This window comes from Streptomyces sp. PA03-5A, from assembly GCF_033792725.1.
In the GTDB taxonomy this organism is placed as follows: domain Bacteria; phylum Actinomycetota; class Actinomycetes; order Streptomycetales; family Streptomycetaceae; genus Actinacidiphila.
On record NZ_JARAVL010000020.1, the window covers coordinates 34,881 to 57,711 of the forward strand.

General features: G+C 67.9%; 16 protein-coding genes. 12 read left to right on the forward strand and 4 right to left on the reverse strand.

The genetic code is table 11. The features are described from left to right. Positions 1–127: 127 nt before the first annotated feature. Positions 128–1,642, forward strand: a complete 1,515-nt coding sequence (locus PV410_RS24630) for a restriction endonuclease (protein WP_500327747.1) — start codon at positions 128–130, stop codon at positions 1,640–1,642. 37 nt (positions 1,643–1,679) lie between these two features. On the opposite strand, the gene PV410_RS24635 is transcribed toward PV410_RS24630, so the two are convergent. From PV410_RS24635 to PV410_RS24645, 3 genes are all read right to left on the reverse strand, one after another. Continuing rightward, positions 1,680–3,188 (reverse strand): UvrD-helicase domain-containing protein, encoded by a 1,509-nt coding sequence (locus PV410_RS24635; protein WP_500327748.1) that lies wholly within the window; start codon positions 3,186–3,188, stop codon positions 1,680–1,682. A 367-nt stretch (positions 3,189–3,555) separates the two neighbouring features. Next, complete coding sequence (locus PV410_RS24640) at positions 3,556–4,410, reverse strand: DUF6083 domain-containing protein (RefSeq protein WP_500327750.1); 855 nt, start codon at positions 4,408–4,410, stop codon at positions 3,556–3,558. A gap of 179 nt (positions 4,411–4,589) precedes the next feature. Beyond that, positions 4,590–4,856 (reverse strand): helix-turn-helix transcriptional regulator, encoded by a 267-nt coding sequence (locus PV410_RS24645; RefSeq protein ID WP_500327751.1) that lies wholly within the window; start codon positions 4,854–4,856, stop codon positions 4,590–4,592. Positions 4,857–5,648: 792 nt separating this feature from the next. On the opposite strand from PV410_RS24645, the gene PV410_RS24650 reads away from it, so the two are divergent. From PV410_RS24650 to PV410_RS24680, 7 genes are all read left to right on the forward strand, one after another. After that, positions 5,649–6,185 (forward strand): hypothetical protein, encoded by a 537-nt coding sequence (locus PV410_RS24650; protein WP_500327752.1) that lies wholly within the window; start codon positions 5,649–5,651, stop codon positions 6,183–6,185. A gap of 169 nt (positions 6,186–6,354) precedes the next feature. After that, a complete protein-coding gene (locus tag PV410_RS24655; RefSeq protein ID WP_500327754.1) occupies positions 6,355–7,617 on the forward strand; it encodes a competence protein CoiA family protein in 1,263 nt (420 codons plus the stop codon). Positions 7,618–8,269: 652 nt separating this feature from the next. Continuing rightward, positions 8,270–9,367 carry an ImmA/IrrE family metallo-endopeptidase gene (locus tag PV410_RS24660; RefSeq protein ID WP_500327755.1) on the forward strand — a complete coding sequence of 366 codons (1,098 nt, stop codon included), beginning with the start codon at positions 8,270–8,272 and terminating at the stop codon, positions 9,365–9,367. Positions 9,368–9,790: 423 nt separating this feature from the next. Continuing rightward, positions 9,791–10,135 carry a hypothetical protein gene (locus PV410_RS24665; RefSeq protein WP_089229411.1) on the forward strand — a complete coding sequence of 115 codons (345 nt, stop codon included), beginning with the start codon at positions 9,791–9,793 and terminating at the stop codon, positions 10,133–10,135. 409 nt (positions 10,136–10,544) lie between these two features. Next, entirely contained in the window at positions 10,545–11,303 is a 759-nt protein-coding gene (locus tag PV410_RS24670) for a TnsA-like heteromeric transposase endonuclease subunit (protein WP_500327756.1), read from the forward strand. Then, on the forward strand, positions 11,300–13,723 hold the full coding sequence (locus tag PV410_RS24675; RefSeq protein WP_500327757.1) for a transposase: 2,424 nt from the start codon (positions 11,300–11,302) through the stop codon (positions 13,721–13,723). Before PV410_RS24670 ends, PV410_RS24675 begins: the two co-directional genes overlap by 4 nt. An 83-nt stretch (positions 13,724–13,806) precedes the next feature. Continuing rightward, the gene (locus PV410_RS24680) at positions 13,807–14,853 is read left to right on the forward strand and encodes an ATP-binding protein (protein ID WP_319665859.1); all 1,047 of its coding nucleotides are present in this window, start codon (positions 13,807–13,809) and stop codon (positions 14,851–14,853) included. 72 nt (positions 14,854–14,925) lie between these two features. Here PV410_RS24680 and PV410_RS24685 read toward each other — a convergent pair whose 3' ends face one another. Continuing rightward, positions 14,926–17,427 (reverse strand): helicase associated domain-containing protein, encoded by a 2,502-nt coding sequence (locus PV410_RS24685; RefSeq protein WP_500327759.1) that lies wholly within the window; start codon positions 17,425–17,427, stop codon positions 14,926–14,928. A gap of 193 nt (positions 17,428–17,620) precedes the next feature. On the opposite strand from PV410_RS24685, the gene PV410_RS24690 reads away from it, so the two are divergent. From PV410_RS24690 to PV410_RS24705, 4 genes are all read left to right on the forward strand, one after another. Then, on the forward strand, positions 17,621–18,763 hold the full coding sequence (locus tag PV410_RS24690; RefSeq protein ID WP_500327761.1) for a hypothetical protein: 1,143 nt from the start codon (positions 17,621–17,623) through the stop codon (positions 18,761–18,763). A 171-nt stretch (positions 18,764–18,934) separates the two neighbouring features. After that, positions 18,935–19,567 carry a hypothetical protein gene (locus PV410_RS24695; RefSeq protein ID WP_500327762.1) on the forward strand — a complete coding sequence of 211 codons (633 nt, stop codon included), beginning with the start codon at positions 18,935–18,937 and terminating at the stop codon, positions 19,565–19,567. Continuing rightward, on the forward strand, positions 19,564–20,043 hold the full coding sequence (locus PV410_RS24700; protein WP_500327763.1) for a MarR family transcriptional regulator: 480 nt from the start codon (positions 19,564–19,566) through the stop codon (positions 20,041–20,043). Before PV410_RS24695 ends, PV410_RS24700 begins: the two co-directional genes overlap by 4 nt. A gap of 952 nt (positions 20,044–20,995) precedes the next feature. Continuing rightward, positions 20,996–22,813 carry a hypothetical protein gene (locus PV410_RS24705; protein ID WP_500327765.1) on the forward strand — a complete coding sequence of 606 codons (1,818 nt, stop codon included), beginning with the start codon at positions 20,996–20,998 and terminating at the stop codon, positions 22,811–22,813. Positions 22,814–22,831 lie beyond the last annotated feature (18 nt).

Here is a 22,831-nt window from a genome sequence, read left to right on the forward strand (position 1 = left end):
AAAACCGGCCGACCACCAGCAACGCTCAATCGTTACGGCCATCGACCAGTGCGATGCGGGGATTGTTGCCCTTGTGGGACGGGCATGGCTTTCCAGCAGGTGACACGACGGGTCTGAGGGGGGCGCCGTGGCTCGCAAGAAGTCCTTGACCGCTCAGCTGTTGCAGGCCTACCAGGAAGCGAAGAAGGCCAAGGCCGCCGAGGAAAAGCGCCTGCAGCAGCAGGAGGCTCGCCGGGCCCGGGCCGCGGAGCAGGAGCGCCTGCGCAAGGAGCGGGAAGCGGCCAAGCAGGAGCGGGAGCAGGCGCAGCGGTGGGTGGCGGCGCAGCGGGAGAAGAAGCAGCAGGAGGCGGAGCGTAAGCGGAAGGTGGAGCAGGTCGAGCGGGATCTGGCGCGTCGGCAGGCGGCGCAGGAGAAGGAGGCCGAGCAGAAGGAGAAGGAGCGGGCGCGACGCGTGCAGCAGGCGGCTCGGCTGGCCAAACTGGAGGGGGTCGAGCAGTTGAAGGCCGAGGCGGTGGAGCGGACCGGCGAGGTGCAGGCGCGCGAGGCGGCGCTGAGCAGGGTGCTTGTGGACCGCTCCCCCGACCTGCGTGATCACCGTGGGGCGGTGGAGCGGGCGTTGGCTGGCGGGGCGACGGCGTTCGTGGAAGCAGTGGAGGGCGTGCTGGCCGGGTGCGGGTATCCGGCAGGGCTGCGCCAGGCGTGGCGGCTGGCGTATGCGCCAGAGTCACGTGAGTTGATGGTGGATGTGGACCTGCCCGGGCAGGACGTGATCCCGTCCGCGGTCGGCTACCGGTACAAGGCGGCCGATCCGCCGGCTGTGGTTCCGCAGCCGCGGAAGGAAGCCGAGGCCAAGGAGCTGTACAAGCAGCTCGTCGCCCGCCTCGCGCTCCGCGCCGTGGACGAGGTCCTCGCCGTGACCCCGCCCTCCGTGGTGGCCTCGGTGGCATTCAATGGGCACGTGCAGGCCAAAGACCGGGCCACCGGAAAAAGCGTGCGCCCGTGCCTGGTCAGCGTCCGCACCGAACGCAGCACCTTCGACGAACTCGTCCTGGACGAGCCCGAACTCGACCCGGTGCTGTGCCTGCGCCACCTGAACGCGATCGTCTCCCAACACCCCTACGACCTCGAACCCGTCCGGCCCGTCGTCACCTTCGACCTGAGTAAGTACACGTTCATCGACGAGATCGACATCGTCGCCGGTCTCGACAGCCGCCCCGACCTGGTCGCCCTCGACCCCACCGAGTTCGAGCACCTGGTACGCCGCCTGTTCGAGGCCATCGGGCTCAAAGCCTGGGTCACCCAGGCCTCCCGCGACGACGGCATCGACGCGGTCGCCACCAACGAAGACCCCATCATCGGCGGCCTGTGCATCATCCAGGCCAAACGCTACAAGAACGTCGTCCCCGCCGAAGCCGTCCGCGCCCTGGCCGGCGTCATGCACGACAAAGCAGCCGCCAAAGGCATCCTCGTCACCACCTCCTGGTTCGGCACCGCCAGCAAAGACTTCGCCCAACGCACCGGCCGCATGGAACTCATCGACGGCCGCGGCCTCAAAGCCCTCCTCAAAGAACACCTGGACATCGACGCCCTCATCGGCCTCCCCAAACTCCCCGCGGGCTGGCACCCCCAAGACCTCCGCTGAGGCCCTCGCGCGCGGCATACCGGCAGGCGATCAGGACTCAGCCCGCAGCGGTGACCAGGTCGTCGGTTGGCCAGGGGTGTGACGCCGGTGGGTTTCCGTCGGGGTGTTCGTTGATCCATTCCAGGCCGCCGAGGTCGAGACGGGTGCGTGCGCGGGTGACGGCGACGTAGGCGAGACGTGCGTCGGCGTCATCGATCGGGCCGGGCAGGGCGTTTCCGTGCTCGTCCTTTTCGTCGCTGTCCTTGGGCGGGTAGAAGTCGTCGGCGATCTCGACCTGGGGCCATTCGCGGCCCTTGGCTTTGTGTGCGGTGGAGATCGTCACCTGTGCGTCCTGCTCGTGGACGAGGCGGCCCACTGCGGCCAGGACGGCGTCGGTGCCGTGGTGGTCGACGAGGTCGACCAGGGGCTGCAGGTCACTGCCGGCCGGGTCGTGTTCGGCGTATTCCTGCAGCTGGCCCCAGGAGGTGAACAGCACCAGCTCCGGATGGGAAGTGCGGCGCCCGTCCTGCAATTCCCGAGCGGCCAGCGCCAGAGCACGCAGGGCCTGGCCTCCCCCGACCAGAGCGACCCTGCGGCCCTTGGCGAGGAAGCGGAAAATCTGGGCCATGGCTCCGATGTTGCTGCGGCACAGCACCGCATCCGGCCTTGTCACCGCGCCGACCTCGGTCGGGATGGTGTCGGTGCCTTCCAGGCGGATCGGGGCGCCGGCGATCGCCAGCCACCGGTTGGCCTCCAGCGCGAGGATGGGGCCGAAGCGGAAGGACTGGGTCAGGGACAGGGCGGTGCCGTCGAAGCCGGTCATGACGTCCGTCGCACCACGCCAGCCGTAGATGGCCTGCGCCGAGTCGCCGACCATGACCAGCTGGGCGTGGCCTCGCTGGGCCAGCAGGACCTGCTCGAGTACGGGGTTGGTGTCCTGTGCTTCGTCCAGGAGCACGAAGTCGGTGTGGAGTTTCGGGTCGGACAGGGCCCAGATTTTCAGGTAGTGGTCGTGTTCGAAGCGGACCGCGCCGGACTCGGGGTGCTGCAGGTCGGCCCACGCGGCGCGGGCGTAGGGCAGGATGCGGCGGGCAAGTTCGGCGTGCAGGCTTGCGGCCAGGCCGCGAAGCGGGGGCACATGGTGGTGGCCGATGACGGGGTCAGCGGACTGGCAGAACCTGGTGACGGTGCGCTGGGCCGTGGAGGCCAGCGTCGCGGGCCACACGGCGTAGTTGCCGATGCGCATGGGCTTGGTGATGCCGAGCGCGTCCGCGATGTGCCTCCCGGGCACGCGGGGGCCGTTCAGGCGGGCACGGTAGCGGTGACCGATAGCGGCGTAGGCCAAGGCGTGGGCGGTCTTGCACAGCACCGTGCCAGGGAAGCGGCCGGCGGCGTCCTGGGCGATGGACCGGTTGAACGCCACATACAAGCCCCGGCGTGAGGTGCTGGTCGCAAGCTGGGTGAGGGTGGTGGTCTTGCCAGTGCCGGCACCGGCCTGAATCACCAAGTGGTCCCCGGTGGCAAAGGCATCGACGGCCGCGATCTGTTCGTCAGTGGGCTTCAGCATCCTTGAGCTTCATCGATCCGTGAGAGCGCGGCTGAGCCACGCGAGGTTGGTCAGGTGTCGTCGTCGGTGAGGAAGCCGCGCATCGGCATCGACGGCAAACCCTCCGGGCGTGCGGCCGCGTGCCGACGCAGCGCAGCCAGGTCCCACACGATCGCCACGTAGTGCACCACCACCGGCTCCGCAGGGACCGCGGCGCGAACAAGCTTGGAGACCAGGTCCGTCGCCGCCTTTACGTGGGCGCCGGAATCGGCTTGCTGCCGGTGCTCGAGCTCAGCTGTGACGGCTGCCGGAGCAGCAGCGTCGATCGCACCGGTATGCCGGTGGCCGCACCCTCAGGCGAAGGCAGCGGTTCCTGCCCGGGCGCGGGTTAGGGATCAGGAAGCCGGTCGCGGATGTAGGGGCGATGGCGGACTGGGTTGAAGGGCTCCCACTCGGTCCGCGCATGATCCGCGGCCTCGTCATTGCCGGCGTGCGTGGAGCAGCGCTGCTTGTGCCAGCGCAGTTGCTCGGCATACGGCAGTCCGGTCAGGTCGTAGACCGCCATCACCTCCTGCACGATCGGCAGGCGGCCGCCGCCGGGGCCAAGGAGCGGATCCACCGGCTCCAAGCGCCACGTACCTGGCAGGGCACCCGGATCCTGGACCGGTAGGCCGCAGCGCCGGCGCGTGCGGGTATGGGCCACACACCGAAGGTCCTCAAGAGACCCGGGGGGAAGGAAGCGGGTGTAGAGCAGGCACACCACCGGCCGAACCGGCCGGCAAGGCAGAACAGGTAGGACGGACTCCTGGTCAGGACGAGGCATGAACAAACCGGCGTCCTGCAACCGGCGAGAGGTCAAACCCAGCGCCCGGCGCATCTCCGCCAGCAGCGGGCTCCGGTTGCCAGCCGGGCCTGCCGGGCACACGGCGTGATGCCGAACCCGGCACCAAGCGCTCCCGTCATGACCAGCGTGCGCAGCGCCGGAGGACACGTGCCAGCGCTCCCCCGCAGGGACGGTGCTGGCAGACAGTTCGTCGGGATGCAGCGGGACCGGAGTGCTGCCCGGGCGCTGGTACCACTCCACACGGTTCCCGCAGACGTCGCACCGGCCGACCTGCGCGGACCGCAGCAGCCGACTCGGGCTGTCCTCGTCGATGCGCAGCGCCCGGCGGGCCCGGTAGTTCTTGCGGCTGCCGTCCCAGGCAAAGCCGTCGTCAGCGAAGGAGTTGTTCGTTGAGCGCATGACCGCAGACGATGACGGCCGACACACGGCAACTGGGCTGACCAGGCCGCCGTGGTCACCTTCGTGGCCGCATCAGTCGTGCTGGAGTTCGCCATTTCGTGTATGTGTTCGCTGTTGGTCGCCGTTCGGGTGGCGTCTCACCTCCCGACAGCCGGGTCCTTGAGCCTTGCCCGGGGCCGTCAGGGGGCGGGCCGGGCGGGGGGTTCGTGGCCGGCGCAGAGAGTGCCGAAGAGCTGGTCGAGCGGGGCGCCGAGAGCGTGGGCAAGAGCGTGCCAGGTGGCCAGGGTGCCGATCGTGCGGCCCTGTTCGATCTCGATCAATGTACGGCGCGACAGGCCGGTTCGCCCAGCGAGCTCGTCGTAGGTCCAGCCGCGACCGGCCCGCAGTCGTGACAGCTCCTGACGGAGCGCGTCGAAGTTCGGGTCAGGCGGCGGAGTGATCGTCACCGCTCTATCGCACGGTGCAGAACCCTGCCCTGTCAGTGCAGACCTCTGCCCTATTTGCCCTCGCCAGACCGAGAGCAGCAGGGCAGAGGTCTGCACTACGGTGCCGCCACCGGTACTCCCCCAGCCTCGCGGGGGTCGGCATAACCACTCACCACCACGCAGGGAGGGCAGCTCGTCATGGGGCACGGCACGGTCTTCCGCACGGTCAGGCGCACCTGGACACTCGAGGTCCGACCCGGCCCTGGCGGACAGACCTTGGCTTGCCCGCTTTGTAGCCGCGTCCCCGTCAATCCGGGGCCCGCTGCAACGCGGGCAGTTGTCCTGAACCATCTGGCCGAACATGCCCGAGCCGAACCGCTCCCTGGCCATCTGCGGACCTGCCGGTGCGGCGAACTCGGCTGCCGCTGGCATCCGCGCCACCGCGGCTGCGACGGGACGATCCTCCTGCTCCTGAGCTGCAGCGCCGGCGGCCGCATTTGGCGCCTCACCGATGCGTGCCAGGCCTGCTTGGCCGTCACGGATCACGCCGCCGCGGTCCCCGAGCCCTGCGATTCCGCGGGAACGGCCAGCGAGACGGCGTCCCATCGCGGGGAGTCGCTCACGGTGGGAGCCCAAGAAGTCGACGCCGATTTCTACTGGCATGACGGTGCGCTGTATGAGCAGATCTAACGCCAGGGGCCGTCCGGCGCGGGTTCACGTACGAGCCAAGCTCGCCGCCCCACCGAGAACCGTCGCACACCCGGGGCAAGTCCGGACGGCCGGAGAACTACCAGCACCTCGAAGGAAGGCCCCGTGGGCTCCGAGAACAGGCCGGCATCCGGCGACCTCAACGCGTTCCTGACCGACGTGGAGCTCACTCAGGCCCATGCCATCGCCGGGGTCATCAGCCGGGCGCTGGCCCGCCAGTTCGCCAAGCGACTGCGTCGGCTGGGCAGGCAGTTCCAGGACCGTCCCCGTCAGGCCGCCGCTATGAAGCGATGGCTGGTGAAGCTTCCCCCCGACCGCCTCTCGCTCTTCGCCGAGCTTTCTGCCTTCGAGGGTGCAGCCCTCCTGATGCCGCGCGCCGATGCCGGCGAACGGGACTGGCAGACAGCGGCATCCATCATCGACGTCTATCCCGGCATCATCCCGGCCTCTCAGGACACCAGCGCGCGACAGCTGCTCAGCCTTCGGTCAACAGCCCAGCAGCGTCAGGAAATCGCCGCCCAAGGCCTACCCCTTCCTGCGGGACCGCCCCGGGCCCCTGACGCCGTCGGATCCCAGGTACGCCGCGGCAGACGTACGGTGCGGCGCCCGGCCACGACACTGCCGCCGCCCGGCCTGGAGTGACTGGGGGGAGCGAGCGCTCGCATTGCTCTGCAATGGCGCCACTGATCCGCTGACCGGACTTTGCCGTCGCCCGAATCACGCGACCTCGCGCGCGGACCACAACACGAATTCGGCCGCGGCCTCGCCGGCACTCTTCCCCGCGCACGTGCGGCGCTTTACGGTCAATCGCATGGCCAACGGGGTTTTCCATACCAAGTACGGCATAAAGATCAATCTGACTCGCGATGATCTGGGCCACCCGGAACGGCCCGGGCTACTCGAGGAAATCACGCAGTCAGTCGGGCAACGATCCCGGGATCTTCTGCAGTGCCTGAGGGATTACGACGGCGGCCAATGCCAGTGCGCACTGGCTGACAAGACGCCTTGGATGTTCGTACGCCGGCAGCGCCGCGGCGGCACCGTGGCGTGGGTGGCGGCCCACCTGCCGCTCACCCATGTCGCTACGCCACAGGAGAGCGAGAAGCACAAGGCGATGAAGGAGCGGATCGCTCGCACCGCGTCCCGGCACGGGCTCCAGGTGCAGACCGAGGCCCGGTCCGAAGACGGCAAGGTGATCACCGACGTACTGGTGACCGGAGCGGGCGGAAGTGTCGGATGGGAAGCGCAGTACTCCCCCGTCAGCGCCAGCACCGTACGTCGCCGCTCCGCCAACGCCAGAGCCCTCAACATCGCTCCGCTGTGGGTGACCGGGGACGAGACCTCCGCCCTGATCGACCGAGTGCCCTGGACCCGAGTGGACAACGTGCCCTGGCAACGCATTGCCTCCCCCCTGACCATGATGATCCGTGGCGGCGTGCGGCACCTGCAGATCTGGAAGTGCACCCCCGTCAGCGAGCGCACCTGCCCAGAAGCCGGGCACGCCTGCGGCAGATGGCACAGCGGCTGGTTCCTGCCCGCCCTGTGCATCCCACAGGAACGCGCCACCTCCCTGGACGAACTCGTCGTCACCAGCGCAGACGGCGAACACCTCGCCGTGCGCGCCCGAAACCGGCACGACCCCAAGCGGATCTCTTACCTGTGGGCCCTCGCCCGAGATGTACGGCAGTGGCAGGAGCTCACCGGCGAGAGCGACAGCCCGCCCGAGTCCGGCCCGGACGACGAGCCGGTCACCTACGCCGAGCAGGACCTCGACAGTTCCTGCCGCTACGGTGAGGAGCGACACGGGACCAGCGATCCTCGTCCCCGGCGCGAGATGGCCTCAGCCATCGGCCTGCACACCTTCGACGAGGCCCACGACGCCACCCACCGCCAGCCGAGCCGCCCCATTCAGCTCCGGCTGACTCCTCGCGAGCGCTCAGTGGTTGCCACCCAGCTGAAGTGTCCACCCTGGGAGATCGGCCCATGCATGCTGTGTGCCGCCCCCATCCATCGCTATGGACCACGCAGTCCCCTCGTCTGCACACCCTGCCGCTCCGGCTCCCCGCTTCCCTAGCAGACGGACTCCGATCGGTCGATTCCTGCAGAGGCATCTAGGTCCCCCTAGCCTCCGGCTGATCGGTCGGCTGTATGCCAAGAGCTGCAGCGTTTCCCCGGCCTGATCCCTACCGCGGGGTGACAGCAGGCTGACTACGTGGATCCTGTCGAGATCGCTACCAAGGACTGTGACCTTGTGGATCTGCCTGCCAGCGGTGGCTGCGAGGACAAGGCTGGACGCGCAACGTGCATTCATCCTTCTGGGGGATCAGGTCGATGTCGCCCTGTGCGCTGCGGAGATCGTCGACAGGCTGTCTGCAGTGGCGTACGCCCTGGTCCTGCTCCTAATTCCCTGGGCTGCGGCTCATGAGTTCCTGGGCTGGAACGCTCTCAGGCTTATCTGCGGTGCAGCAAGTGAGGGAGGAGCTGGGATTGTTGATCGAAGGGCGGCCGGACGGACGTGCTGGCGGTGGCGGCGGAGGTGATGCACAGCCAAGACTGCCTGAGAGCGGGTTCGAGCGGATTCGGCGCGCAGTACGACGTCAGAACGTGGCGGAGGCGTACTGGGGGCGTCGATTTTGCCTTGCCCGCACGGGAGCCCGACGGCAGTTCCCCGGACCGGCATGCGCGCCTCAAGCCGTTTCTGGCCGGCCAGGGGTAAGGGAGGCGCGATGAGGCAGGATTTCTCCGCGGTGGCGCCGGGGCAGGCGCAGGCGATACTGGCCGTAGTGGAGCGGCGTCACCCGGGCCGACTCGATGCCTTGCGGACGAATACTTTGGTAGAGCTGCGCGCATGGAAGGCGGAGATCCAGCTATGGATGCATCCTCCGCACAGCGGGTGGGGACCTTGCTCGGTGGACGGCGAGTACAACAACGAGACCCTCCCTCCCTCCGTACACGTCGGTGGGGCGTCGCCGCGCGAGCAAGCATTCGCCGCCCTGCACGAACTGGGGCACCATCTGCAGCAGTCCGACTACGGTCTGAGGGCTCCCCTGTCCGACTGGAGTTGGAACGAGTCCAAAGCCCTCTCCGGTCTGGGGGCTCCCCTGTCCGACTGGAGTTGGAACGAGTCCAAAGCCCTGGAGGAAGAGGCGTGCGATGCCTTCGCCGCCCGTGTCCTGCTCCCCGAGCCTCATCTTCCCGACACTCTGCGGAAAACAGGGCCGACGGCTGCCGACGTAGTCGCACTGCTTAGCAGCTCGCATGCCTCGCGGGAGGCCTGTTGTGTGCGCGCCTCGGAGTTCTTCCCCAGCAGCGGTCTCGTGGTGCTTCTCGACGCGGAAGGCAGAGTTGTCTTCGCGGCCCGCCACGGCATGATGCCGCCCCAGCGCGGTTCCGACCAAGCGGCCACCCCGCTGATCCGTGCCGCGTTGAGGAGCCGAGGCAGCGCCCAGGTGGACCGGACCCACCTCGTCCTTTGCGACGGGCATCCCAGTGAGGATCTGTACGGTCAGGCCGCGTGGCTGGACGAGAATTACCTGGTGGCGGTGCTCGGTGTCGATCAGGTGGCCTGGCGCCGGTTCAATCCGCCCGGGTCCGGCAGCAGTACGAGCCGATTCCTCTCAGGGAGGCTCTGCGAGACCTGCGGCGAGGAGGTCTCGGTGTCGGAGACCTGCGAGATGTGCTGGCAACCGAAATTTCCGCATGGGCAATGCGGCTGCGCTGCCGCCTGGCCTGCCGCGTATCGGTGGTGCCCCTTCTGCATCCAGAGGAAGTTCACGGCGCAGTTCCCGAAGCCGGGTCAAACTGCCTGCCGGGACTGCGATTAGCGGCTCCGCAGCCCGCCCTCACCAGTTGCTTGCCGAGGGCCCGTACGATTCGCACGGTGCGACGTGAAGCATCGGTGGACGCCACTGGTGGCGTCCCGCCGCCGGCCCGCGGGGGCTGGCTGTGCCTGGGGCACGGCCGCCCAGGGCACTGCGGGGCGGCTTCGCCCTGGCCGTCTACATCCTTAACCCTGATCTGCCCGAGCAGACAATGACCATCGCCTTTGGGCTCGGGCGACTGGACACACCTACGTCTTCTTCAACGGCTCATGGCAGTCCCCCACCAGTACAGTGACGGCCCCTTGTGTATGTGGTCTTCGGGTGATCCCCCCAAACAGCGTTGGAACCGGCGGCGCGACGGGCCAGCCGTACTCCACGGGCTATGAGGCCCTGCCCGGCGGATCACGGCGTCGTAGTCTGCAGCACATGCACAGCACATTGACCGAGCACGCCCGTTGTCTTTACGGAGACGAATACCGTCCGACACCGGCATGCGGTCAGGAGCACCGCGAGCGCTACTTCGTCGAGGAACTGACCTTCGCTGATGCGGACGCGATCCTCTCGATGCTTCGGGAGCTCAGCCCGAACCTGGTCGACGGCCAGCTCCCGGTCTGGATCCGCAACCTCGCCTATCGGCTCGTGCTCCTGCAGAGGCCGGACGAGCCTGCGCTTCTGCGGGAGGCCGCGCAGAACCTGTGGCTGCACGGCCCGGATTGGGACGACATCGCGGCGCAACTCGAGCGGCGGGCCGAAGAGCTGGAAGCCCGCTGACGGAACTGGCGGAGGTCACCTTCGGTCATAGGCGGATCGAGGTCACGGTGAAGACGTAGCGTCCGCTGCCCCTTGCCGGGGGGCTTTGACGGATACCGCCGGACTGCGGGCCGACCCTTCGCGGGAGCCGGTGTCCTCAACGGCGCTTGCAGGTCTCCTGTCCAGACTGCCGTCACGTCGCGACGAAGCCCAGAACGGCGCTGGCGTCGTGATCACCTCGGCTTCGCCCGCTTGGCGCGGTCGTCACAGCGCCTCGGCTGGGCGTCCACGGCACGTTCCTTGGTTCAGCGGTTCGTCCAAGGTCGTCCGGAACCTGACGCCGTCACCGTTGCCGCGAACAGGCGTTGTGCTAGGAGGTTCGCAGGGCGTCCTTCGGACGGTGCGGCCCGTCGACAGAAAGAGGGTCTGCATGGCGCGGGAGTTACTGGTCGTGTATCAGGGTCCGAACGGGATCCGGCGTACGCTGCCGGCGGAGCAGATCGCCGGGGTTTCCCTCGCCGAGCTGCGTGAGGTATGGAAGCCCTCGCGGCATCCGACCCAGCGCAGCATCGTCACCTATTGGTGGGCGGCGACCACCCGGCGTCATGTGGGCTGCCGGTCACTGGATCGGCTCGCGACCGCCATGCTGCTGGACTTCCACCCCGGGGTGGTCGCTTTCAGCGCCTGGTCGGCGCAGCTGGTCTGGCGGGAGCGTGGCCGCGAGTACCGCATGGTTCCGGATTTTTTCGTCCGTACCGCGGCGGGGACCACGATAGTCGTCCTCTGCCCGCCGAAGACGGGGCCGAGCGAGCGCTTCGAGCGACAGTTGCAGGTCCTGCGCGAGGCCTGCGCGGACGCGGGGTGGCAGCCGGCAGCCCCGCGGCTGCCAGGGACAACGGCCCTGGCGAACTTGCGGTGGATCTCCCGGCGGAGGCATCCGCGTTTTGGTGACGCGGAGGTCGAGGCGTCGCTGGTACGGGCGTTCGCAGCACCACGGCCTTTGATGGACGGCGTGGAGACCTGCGGGGTACCGCGGATGCTGGCCCTGCCGCGGCTGCATCACATGCTGTGGCACCGGCGGCTGGGGGTGGACTGGAATCTCCCACTGGGCCCGGAGTCGCTGGTAGGTCCGCTGGGTGAGGGCGAGCCGGAAGCGCTGCGGGCCCCGCTTTCCGTGGAGCGCCGGTGACCGGGGACGAGGCGAACGAGCGGGCGGCGCTGACGGTGCGGACAGCGCCTCGTGGAGTGCTGGCGCGCGGGGACCAGGTGCGTTGGCGTGGCGGAGAGTACGTCGTCGCTGGTGTCGACGGCGTGCGGGTCTTTCTGGAGCCCTCCTCCGCCAGCGGCGCCACGCCGGTGGTGGTGCTGTTGTCGTTGCTGGCTGCCGCATTGGACTTCACTGTGCTCGATTCCCGTGGACGGCCGCTGCTGCAGGCGGAACTCCCGGATTTCGCGATGATGGAGGGCATCCCGGCGCACGCGGCGGAGGCCGCGCGGCGCTGGGAACGGGCGATCATTGAGGTCGAGACCGGGCTGCTGCCGGGGGCGCCGCCGGGAACGCGTCCGAGGCCGGCCTACGACCCGCAGAGCACGACGCTGATCGAGCGCTACCAGGCCAAGGCCGCGGAGTTCAACGCGCTGCTGGGATGGTCGGTGTCCTGGCAGACGGTGCAGGCCAAGCGGTTGAAGTACTGCAAGGAGCGAACGGCCCTGGTGTTGGTGGACGGGCGCAGTATCAAGGCGCGCCGGCCGCACGGGCTGACCGATCCGCGGGTGGTCGATCAGTTGCTGACGTTGGTTGATCGGCAGCGTCAGCAGCTGGACGCGCCCAGCGACGCCAGGAAGTTGTTCAAGCAGTTGCGCCGGGTGGTGCGGGCCACGCACGGACAGGGGGTGAAGCTGCCGGCCGAGCCGACGTTGTACAAGCTGCTGCAGCGTCTGGGTATCGAGGCCCGCGACCTTGCCGGCTCCTGCGTACCGGGCCTGCCGCGGTCGGCCGGCGGGGCGGTGCCGCCTTTCTCGGTGACGAGAGCCACCATGCCCGGCGAGCTGGTGCAGATCGATTCGACCGATCTGGACGTGTGGGTCCTGGGCGACGACGGTCAGCCGGCACGGGCCGAACTGACCGCTGCGGTGTGTGTGGCCACGCGCAGCATCATCGCCGCGGTGCTGCGGCCCAAGCAGCCGCAGCAGCGCGGCGAGGACCGAAAGGCGGCCCAGGGTGGCCTGATCACGGGCAGGCGTGCCCGCGGGCGGGCGACGAAGGCGGTGGACGCGTGCGAGGTCCTGGCCCAGGCTCTGGTGCCGGCGCCGATGCGGCCCGGGTTCGACATGGCCGTCCACGCCAGCTCTTCAGACCTGCCGTACGAGGAGCTGGTGGCGGTCGATCCACGGTTCGCGCAGGCCGCGGCACGGCCGGTGATCATCCCGGACCTGGTGGTGATCGACCACGGCAAGGTCTTCGTGGGAAACGCGTTCCGCGATGCCTGCGAGTACCTGGGGATCTCGATCCGTCCGGCCCGTAAAAGGACCGGATCTGACAAGGCGATCATCGAGCGCACGTTCTTGTCGATCAAGTCGATGTTCAGCCAGCACGTGAACACCTACACCGGGAACCAGCCGTACCGGGTCCGCAGGACTGTGGACAGTGAGCAGTTGTGGACGCTGGCCGAACTCGACGACATGCTGCAGCAATGGATCGCGCTGGAGTGGCAGAACAAGCCGCATCCGGAGTTCGACGACCCGTACGACCCATACATGCCGGAGCTGTCGCCGAACCAGATGTACGCGGCGTGCGTCGCGGTCGAGGGCTACCTGCCGATCCCACTGAACCGGGAGGACTATCTGCGGCTGCTGCCGACGGCGTGGGTGGGCGTGAGCGAGCAGGGCATCCGGTTCAAGAACCGCACCTATGACCACCCCGCTCGCGACCCGAAGGAGGGACTGAACCCCTACCGGCGGGTGCCTTCGGGGTTGCAGGGCAGGAAGCAAAACGGCTGGGAGCTGCGGTACTCCCCCAACGACCTGTCCCGGGTGTGGCTGCGGGACCACCGCACCAACATCTGGGTGGAGGCGGTGTGGGTGCACCAGCACGTGGTCGGGGCCCCGTTCACGCAATTCCTTTGGGACATCGCTGCATCACAGCACCTTGAGCGGGGCGGCGAACTCAAAGACGATGAGGCGATCGCGCAGGTACTGGCGGAACTGCTGGACCGCGCTTCCCGCGGCCCGGACCGGTCCGGGACGGTGACCGTGCCCGACGGATACGCCCCACTGCCGGCACCCGGTCCCGGCCACGAGTTCGACCCCTATGCCGGGCACGACATGGCGGACCTCTTGGCCGCCGCCCACGCCGCGTCGTCTGCGGACGACCCGCTGGCGCTGGACGATCTCGGCTTGTACTCCCCCGGCCCTGCTCCGGGTGACGCCGGTATCGACTGGTCGCAGCCGCCGCAGCCACCGGACCCTGCCTGGGCTGCCTGGGAGCGGGACTCGACCGGGCCGGCAGATCCACCCGTCGCTGCCGGAGGTGATGACTTCGATGCCCGTTACCAGCGGACTCTGACGGAGTTTGCCCAGCGGCAGCGCGACGACGACGCCGAGTCGTGAGCACCCGCGCGACATCGGCTTGCTGCAGCCGGCTCACGAGCTGCGGCAGACAACGGCACAGAGTTTTGAGGGAGCACACGCAGATGGCGGAACTGACCCGCGAGGAATGGCTGGCGCTCAGCAACCCGACGGTGCCGGAGAAGATGCTCCTGGCACCGCCGGTCCCGATGTGGCCTCAGGACTGCCATGCCTGGCGCGCTCGGGCCGACAGGCTCGATGAAGTCCCGGAGCTCGCGGACTGCGCCCCGATGGGCACGAAGGTCACCGACAACGATCGGCGGCTGCTGTACTCCGCGCACATGCGGACTGTGCGCACGCCTGCGATCCGCAAAGGGATCCCGGTGACGGCCGAGCCGATCAAAGCGAACCGGCAGCGGATCGGAGGAAAGATCGCGATCGTTATCGAGGGACCGCGCGGCACGGGGAAGTCGACGCTCCTGGACGCGATCGCCGTGTACTGGCATCGGCGGCTGAGTCGGCTGTACGGGCCGGACGAGAACCGGATTCCGGTCGTCGCGTTGACCGTGCCGCCACCGGGTCGCGGGAACGTACGCAACTGGGCCGGCGCGTTCGCCCGCTTTCTGGGGCAGGAACGCGAGGGCGGCGACCCGACGGCTTCGGTGATCCGTACGATGCGCAACGCCCGCACCCTGCTGGTCGTCGTCGACTCCATCGAGCGGCTCCGCACCCGCACCGAAATCGAGCAGGCGTTCCAGTACCTGGATGTCATCAGCGAGGAGACCGGTGCGACGTTCATCTACTGCGGCCGCAACGCGCACCCGATCGTCGACCCGCAGACCCGCGACAACGACACCCCACTCGAGCAGGACGAGACGCCGTGGGGCGACAGCGTGGTCCTGCGCACCAGCCGGATCGGCTACAGCGACGAGGAGATGGCATCCTTCGTTTCCATCGTCGACCTGTTCGACGCAGACCTACGGCTGTTCCGGCACGAGCGCGGTGACCTGACCGCGCTGGCCCCGTACCTGCACAGGCGCAGCCGCGGCTATATGCGCACGCTGTCCCACCTGATCTGCCAGGCGGCACAAGGAGCGATCCTGAGCGGGGAGGAGCGCATCACCGAGGAGCTGCTGAAGAAGGTGTCGCTCGGGCAAACAGTGCAGTTGTGAACCGTACGGGTCTGTGCCCAGCTGTCCGGTCACGTCCCCCGTCCGTCGGGCTTCCCGGCGCGGGGGATGCGGCTACGCCGCAGGCGCAGGCCCCTTCGGCTTGCCCTCCTTCAGCTTCTTCTGCATCTTTTCCCACCGCCGGCGCTGCTCGGCGTTGAGGATATGGGGGGTGGAACGGAAGAGCCCGATCCACCAGCCCAGCGGGTTCACTCTGTCGGCAATGGCCGACCTCCGGCACTCGTAGTGCCTTTGCGGCACGTCCAGATGGCCTTCTCGTTTCAGAAACACCGCGGCGTCTTGGAGGGCGAGGTCGAACTTCGACTCCAGGTCGGAGAGCTCGCTGCTCCGGGAGTCCGCCTCCCTGGCCTGTGGCACCACAGCGAGGGACGGCTTGCTGTAGGCGGGTTCCGGATCGTCGGTTCGCGTCGCGACGGCAAGGGCGTGCTTGGTTCCGCCGTATTCGCGGCCGTCTGGCCGTGGATGGATCCCGATGGCACGCAGCAGGTCCCGCTGCTCTCGGTGGTGCAGTCGGAAGAAGTCACGCTGCTGGCGACTGACCCACTCGTCGATGGTGCCGTCGCCGCGCTGGTACGGAACGTTTGAGGTGCGGTGCCATGGTTCAGGGCCGGGTGACAAGAGCTTGGCGCGCAGGTACTTGCGGTGCCATTCCCGGGGCCAGGGCGGGTTCCAGTGTGGATCGATCGCTTCCAATGCCTGCTGGCGCTCGGCGGGCAGCCGGCCGGCAGTCGCCTTTTGCCGCTGGGCGGCGAGCCAGGCGCCCAACTTGTGGCCGCCGACCTCTTCACTGCCGGGGACTAGGAGGTGGCCGTTGTCTTCCGCCCAGGCCCGGGCGCGTTCGAGCATCGACTCGGGCGCGGACCTGCGGGCGGCCCACCGCATGCCGAGCGCGTCCAACGCCTGGTATTGCTCGGGCGGGAGGCGGTTCAGGGCGTGCCGCAGGCGAAGGTTGCTCAAGCACAGGCCAAGCGAGAAGCCATCGTCGTCGACATAGGGAGCGGGGACGTCCAGGTGTCCGTAGCGCTGGTGGTAGGCGCTGGCCGAGGCGAGTGCCTGCTCCCAGGTGCCGATGGCGGGCACAGCGATCTCCAGGCCCAGAACTTGTGCCAGTTGGGCTGCTCGCTCCGGGTGGGCGTAGAAGCTGGGCTGTACCCCCAGGCGGCCGCCGCGGGGCCGTGTGATGGGCAGAGCGATGCGGTCCATGAACGATTCGTCGTGCGCGCGCAGTGCCTGCAGCAAGGTGAACAGGGTCTCGAACGACGAGTTTTTGAACAGGTCCGTGGCCTTGGCGCCGCGGCGAGCGTAGACGGGGAAGACGAGGGTGGTTTTCTTTCCGGCGCCCGGGGGCTGCCGAAGCCCGCGGCCGATGGCCTGGATGGCGTCGATGATGCTGTAGCGGGGCTGCACGAAGACCACGGCGTCGACATCGGGCATGTCGACGCCCTCGTTGAGGACGCGGACGTTGGACAGGACCGCGCACGGCCGGTCGGGATCGCCGAAGTCGATCAGTAAGGCATGACGGTCCGCGTTCGGCTGCTTGCTGTGGATGGCCTGCGACCACAGCGCTTCGCGGCGCAGCGGCGCGCCGACTTGCAGAGCGGTCTGCGGCAGCGAACCGGCAAATGCCTCGGCGTCATCGATGCGGTTGTAGAAGACCAGGACTCGGCGCAGCCCGTGTTCCAAGATCGCACGCAAAAGGGCGACCTGGACGGCGCCGTTGCGTAACCCGTCGTGGTGGGCCGTAACGCCGGGTGCGCTGGTTGCCAGGATGGCGTGCAGGTCGGCGTCCTCGTCCTCGACGACCGGAACCACGACCTGGTAGTCGGCCAGGATGCCCATCTCGATGGCTCGCGGCATACCCAGCTGGTACACGGTCGGCCCGAAGATTTCACGGCGTTCCATGGTGGCCAGGGGAATCCGTTCCGTCAAAAGTTCGTCCGTGGCGGCTCGTCTTCTTCCCCAGACTCTGGGGGTGGCGGTCATGTACAGGCGGATCTTGGCCGGGATCGCGGCATCGTCGTGGACGGTTCCCCATCCGGTGCCGAACGCGGAGCAGGTGCGGTGGGCTTCGTCGACGACGACGAGATCCCATGGCGGGGATCCGAACTGGGCGTGGGCCTCGCGGATGTGGTGGAGTGAATCGTAGGTCGTGAACACGGTGAAGGGGCCGCCGGCTTTGGCCGCGGCTGCGATCTTCTGCGGGTGTTGGGTCATCACCACCTCGTCCGTGGACATTCCGGTGTCGCGTTGAGCCATGGAACACACCCCGAGCGCCGCTCCGTTGCGCCCGGCCTCACGCCACCGCCGGATGGTCTGCACCACCAGGGCTCTGGTCGGCATCACCACCAGGACAGGGCCGCGTCGCGCCAGGATGCGCGCCGCTGCGACGGCGACCAGCGTCTTTCCCGTGCCGCACGCGCTGACCAGTGTCATGCGCGACTCACCGGCGGCTGCCGCGACCTTGATCGCGGCAAGCGCGGCGGCCTGGTGCTCGCGTAGTTTCACCACACCTCCGGAAGATCCGTTGCGGATCGCGCGGGGAATGTATCCGCCCAAAGCACCACTCTGACGGGCCTATCGGCGACTTTCAGCCAAAGTCCTCCCTTGGTGGGTAAAGGAGGGCGAACAGCGCGCATGTGCGAGTGGGACGCCGTAAAGAGGTTGGGGGTCTGCGATCCGTTCAGGGGCGGGCTCCCCGTTGCGGCAGCCGCCGGAACTGCATCTCGGCGGTACGGAGAGGAGCCCACCAATGGCGACGACGGCCGGTCGTTCCCGCAGTGCTGGCGCGCCTGCGCGCAGGAGCAAGGCCTGGCGGCCGGCACAGCGGCTCGCTCTGTCGGTGCGGTTCATCGGCGGGGAGTCGACCGGCTCCTTCGCGCGGCGATTGGCAGACGCCAACGGCATCCCCGACCAGGAGTTCTGGGCCATGTTCGGAACGCCGGCCCGTAAGGGCGGTGCCCCGAGCGACCCCCGCTACAGCGATGGATACCTGAACGCCGCGGCTCTCGAGCGCCTGGCCGTCATGGCCGGCCGGCAGGTCAGGGAATTGCAGTTCGCTCTGCCGAACTTGCGCCCCCACCGGCTCCTGCCCGAACAAGCCGATCCGGTATGGGACTGGCCCTGGGACACGTCCGGCTGCTTCCTGGTGCGGGGGTGCGAGGTGTGCGCCCACATCAAGAACACCAGCCTGCTCTCCTACCTCGCCTCTGACACGACCTGGCAGGTGTGCTGGGATCATCGCCGCTGGCTGGACAATCGCCGCGAGCCCGGGACGGACGCCATCACCTTGGACGCCCTGCCCGAGGTCCTCGACGCGCACCAGCAGCGGGTCGTGCTGGAACGCAGGTTGGGCGCCGGCGGACGCGCGCTGTTCGCGGACGCCTACGCGATCGTCTCGTTCTGGTGGAACGTCCCCGCACTGAACGCACCCGTATGGGGGAACCGCCAGCGCCTCCTGGCCAGGGCCGGTCGGGACCACCTGCGTGTGGCGCCGCTGGTTTTCTACCCGGAAGCGGTCCAGTTGGCTCAGGCGCTCGCGGCCCGGGAGCGGCAGCGACTGCGACGCACCCTGACCCGCGAGGGCCACTATCGGTGGCTGGACAAGGTGGCTGCGGCCATGGACCGGTGGGGCATCCCGAGCGAACCAGGGCTGGACGCGGTAGGGCACTGGGCCGGCCAGCATCCGCTGCTGATGCCGCCGCGAGGCAAAACCCGGGAGCAGGTGGCACGGCCGATGCGCGGCCGGCACCGGCGGCTGCCTCTGGCCGACAACGCCCACGCGCTCAATGCGCCGCTGGGTGAGCGTTCCTGCCTGCCGTGGAAACTGGGTGAGCTTCTCACCAGCGAACTGAACCCGGCGTTCGGCGGCTGGGCCGTGCACGGCCGGGCATGATGCAGGCGTTACCGCGCACCGGCGTCCACCGCGAACGAATTCACGATGATCAACGGTGGCCATACTCGTCCCCCGCACCGCCCCTGGCAAGCAAGATCGCGATGTACGGCTGGAGTACTAGAGAGAAAGTCGACACCCGCACCTCGGCCTGAACTCCCTGCCGAAGACCCGTTGTCCGCCTTCGCGCAACCTCTCGCGCCGGTCAGGGACCTGGACGAGGTTGCCCGGCGGTATCCGGCCCGCAAGCTCAGCCTGGATCGCAAGCGTGAGCCACTCGAGTTTTACGGCAGCGGTGACAGCCGCGCTGGCGGCTTCTCCATGGACTCGCTTGAGTTCTTCTTTTTGATCTCGCAGTTTTACCGAGAAGCTCTCCCGCTGCGGATCATCCTGCTGCTCATCGCCTGCCAGCGCGCTGGCGGCCGCGTCCACCTCACGCAGGACGAGATGGCCACCGTCCTGGACGTTGCGCGGACCAAGATCAATGACTCCCTCCGCGAGATCATGAGTCACGGCATCTGCTACCGCGTGAAGCGTGGCGTCTACCAGCTCAACCCCCCGTACAGCTACCGCCTTGGTGAGTACATCCCCGGTACTGAGACCACCGGTGTCGAGTACCGGCGCGTTGACCAGCACGAGACCATCGCAGGCATCCGCGCTGACCTCACGCTGCCAGAGCTGGTCAGGTACCCGAGCCTTGACCACATGAGGCAAGCTATCGAGGAACTGCGCCGCGATCGGGCGCGGAAGCGCGCAGAACGCCGCAACGAGCACGCTCAGCAGCTGGAAGAGGGGACAGACCAGTGAGCACCTTGCGATTTGCCCCGGTCAACGCCGAAGGCCTCATCGCTGATCTGGACCCTCCGCCGGCGGCCTACCGAGTTCTGCTCAAGCTTCGCAGCCTGAGCGAGCCTGGCGGACGCATCGAGATCGACCAAGCCACCATCGCTCGGTGGCTCGACCTGAGCCGCCCCAGCGTGACCGCGGCCCTGCGCGCCCTGGACCTCGCCAAGCTCGTCAAGAAGCAGCGCAATGGGGTCTATCAGATCAACCCCATGCTCTGCGGCTACACCTCGCCCGAGGATTCGGTCGCCGCGATCAGCACCATGGACCGCTCCGACCGCCTGACCCCGGCTTCGTCGATCGCTACCGCAGTGACGTCGCCGCCTACCAGGACCAACTCGCACAGCAACGTGCGCGGAAGGCCACAAGGAGCACGGCTGGTACCAGACCAGCCGGCGCGGATCGCTACACGCGGTCAGTTGACCGCGTGTAGCGGGTGAGCTTGCGCGAGGCCTCGTGGTGGTTCCTTCAGCGCTTGCCGCGGACAGCACGGATGATGTCGGCGACAGCATGGAGTACCCCCGCCCGGTCCTCGGAGTCAGTGTTATTGAGGGCCGAGCGGGCTACAACTACGGCCGCAGCCGCCACAATGAGTGTCCCCACCAAAACAGTGAGGCCGACTGCCAGTGCCGGGTCCATAGTTTCCTCCCTAGATCCATTGCACCCGTTGGGTGCGATGGAGGGCACTCCACTATGGACGCTGGGGCGCCTTCTACGAACTCCGGACGCCTCCGGACGCCAGTTGCATTCATGCAGGTCAGCAGGGTTCTGAACTGGTCGCCCTCCGGACGCTCCGGTCGCCCTCCGGACGCGCCGGACGAGAGGAAGAGGAGAATGCCGCAGGTCTACGGGAGCACCACTCCACCTCGGAAGCTGGCCCTCGCTCGGCTCGCTGAGGAGCTGGTCAAGCTCGAAAGGCGAATCCGTAGCAAGAAGCCCTGGTCGCGCGCGGCTGCCTGCCGCGACTTGAAGCTGCCGCCCACGACAGTGGGCGAGTGGTTCACGGCGCAGAGCGCCCCCGCCGACTTCCCCCCGTTGTGGAAGCTGGTGCAGAGGATGCTGGACGAGGTTGAGGGGCCGCCGACGGATACTCGGAGTGCGGGGCGTCGAAAGCTGGCCCATGGCTTTTGGTACGCCCTGTGGAGCGCCGTCGACGAGGCCCGTCAGGTTCCTCGGCCACGCCCGGAGCAGGCAGCTACCGGGCAGGGTGCCGAGCTACGCACCGTGGTGGATCCTGTAGAGCGCCTGCAGGACCATCCGGCGATCGCCCCACCGCCTCACCAGGCCCTAACAGCCACCAGGCTGGGTACGGAGCTTCGCACGGTAGATCCAGTACGGCACCTGGAGGTGCATCCAGCGATTGCCCCACCTGATGCCGAGTCCCTCGGTCCCTTGCCGTACTACGTCATCCGCCAACACGACCATGACCTGCGTGAGGAAGTTGAGCAGGCCCGGACGGGGAACCGCCTGGTGGTGTTGATTGGCGATGCCTCCAGCGGCAAGACACGGGCCCTGTGGGAAGCCATCCAAGCCCTGGAAGGCTGGCGGGTGTGGCGCCCGGCAGACCACCACGCACTCATGCACGGGCTAGCCGAGAGCAGGAGTCTCGCCAGCACCGTCCTGTGGCTTAACGAAAGCCAACGCTTTCTCCACACCACAAACACCGCAGACGGGGAGCGTGCGGCAGCAGCACTGACTGGATTGCTGACCGACCCTGGCCGGGGGCCCGTGCTCATGGTCGGGACGCTATGGCGCAAGCAAGCACACAGCCTTATGAGTCGTCACGACGAGGAGCATCAACAGGCCCGAGCCCTGCTTGCCGGCGGCAGGGCCATCACTGTGGCTGAATCCTTCAGTGATGCAGACCTAGAGGAGTTGCGGCTTCGTGCCCCGGAGGACGCACGTCTCGCAGAAGCGCTAAAGCATGGTGCCGCCCGCATCACCCAGTACCTGGCAGGAGCACCTGAGCTGCTCCTCTTGAACGACCGCGCGACCGCCGAGGGCCGTGCCGTACTCGACGCTGCGGCTGATGCCCGCCGTCTCGGGCACAGTGCAGCTTTGTTCCCAGACTTTCTGAAGGCCGCTGCGGCCGCGAACCTGCAACCGGATCTGTGGCGCAGCGAGACCAAGGAATGGCGCACCAAGTGGTTCGAGGGTGCAATCGCCTACACCTCCCAGTCCAGCCGTGGGCTCCCCGGCCCGCTCACTTTGGAGCTACCTCCACCGGGACACGTCCCCTATGAGGACGACGCCTACCTGTTGGCGGACTACCTGCACCAACACCTAGCCAAGCTGCGCTGCTACGCGGTCCCCCCACCTGGGTTCTGGGATGCCGCAGCGACGCACATTTCTGATGCCGATGACTTGATGGCACTAAGCAAGGCCGCTTCTGACAGGTGGAGGCTGCGGATCGCAAGGCAGATTCTCCTTCGAGCCTCCGATGCCGGGCATCCTATTGCGATGCGCCAGCACGGCATCCTCAAGAGGCAGGAGGGTGATGACACGACTGCGAGACGGCTTTTCCAACAGGCTGGAGACGCCGGGGATGCCGAAGCTCTGTGGCAGATGTCGTGGCTCCTGGAGGACGTCGGCAAAGCAGCGGCCGCCAAGACGTACCACGATCGCGCCGCGCAGGCATCTAACCTTGCCGAGCTCAGCGACCGCGTCGAGCTCAGACGGGCTCTAGAGGCCCGTGAAGATGAGCCACAATCCCCCCCTGACTTGGACCAGGCGCTTGCTCTATGGCGTTCGGGGGACCTCGAAGATGCCGAAAGGCTGCTCCAGCGGACCGCGGCTGCCGGGTGGAAAGAATCCTGGCGCATGTTGGCTGACAGGGTGGCAGCAACTGGGGACGACGGCGGTACCGAGCGGCTCCTCCGGAGAGCGGTTGACGAGGGCGACAGTTGGGCTCTCAACAACTTGTCTCGCATGCGGGAGGAAAAAGGGGACTTGAAGGGCGCGGAGCGGGCTTTCTGGCAAGCCATCGATGCGGGAGATGTCGTTGCCCGCGACACGCTGATCTGGATGAAACAGCGGTCAGAGCGCCTCAGTGCCGACCCGCAGCGATTCCGACGGGCTATCGCCCTGGGCAACCTCACCTACTTCATGGGGTGGCAACCGGAGGACAACAAGGACTACGGCGAGGAGTGGGAACAGGTGTTGGAGTACGGCCTGGAGGCCGACGGCTCAGTGTCCCCGCCCTGGCAATGACGTGACTCGGTACTGATG

Coding starts and splice junctions, on each gene's coding strand:
- PV410_RS24635 (WP_500327748.1), bottom strand. CDS start 3,188: ATGCTGAAGCCCACTGACGAACAGATCGCGGCCGTCGATGCCTTTGCC.
- PV410_RS24640 (WP_500327750.1), bottom strand. CDS start 4,410: ATGCGCTCAACGAACAACTCCTTCGCTGACGACGGCTTTGCCTGGGAC.
- PV410_RS24655 (WP_500327754.1), top strand. CDS start 6,355: ATGGCCAACGGGGTTTTCCATACCAAGTACGGCATAAAGATCAATCTG.
- PV410_RS24660 (WP_500327755.1), top strand. CDS start 8,270: ATGAGGCAGGATTTCTCCGCGGTGGCGCCGGGGCAGGCGCAGGCGATA.
- PV410_RS24665 (WP_089229411.1), top strand. CDS start 9,791: ATGCACAGCACATTGACCGAGCACGCCCGTTGTCTTTACGGAGACGAA.
- PV410_RS24670 (WP_500327756.1), top strand. CDS start 10,545: ATGGCGCGGGAGTTACTGGTCGTGTATCAGGGTCCGAACGGGATCCGG.
- PV410_RS24680 (WP_319665859.1), top strand. CDS start 13,807: ATGGCGGAACTGACCCGCGAGGAATGGCTGGCGCTCAGCAACCCGACG.
- PV410_RS24690 (WP_500327761.1), top strand. CDS start 17,621: ATGGCGACGACGGCCGGTCGTTCCCGCAGTGCTGGCGCGCCTGCGCGC.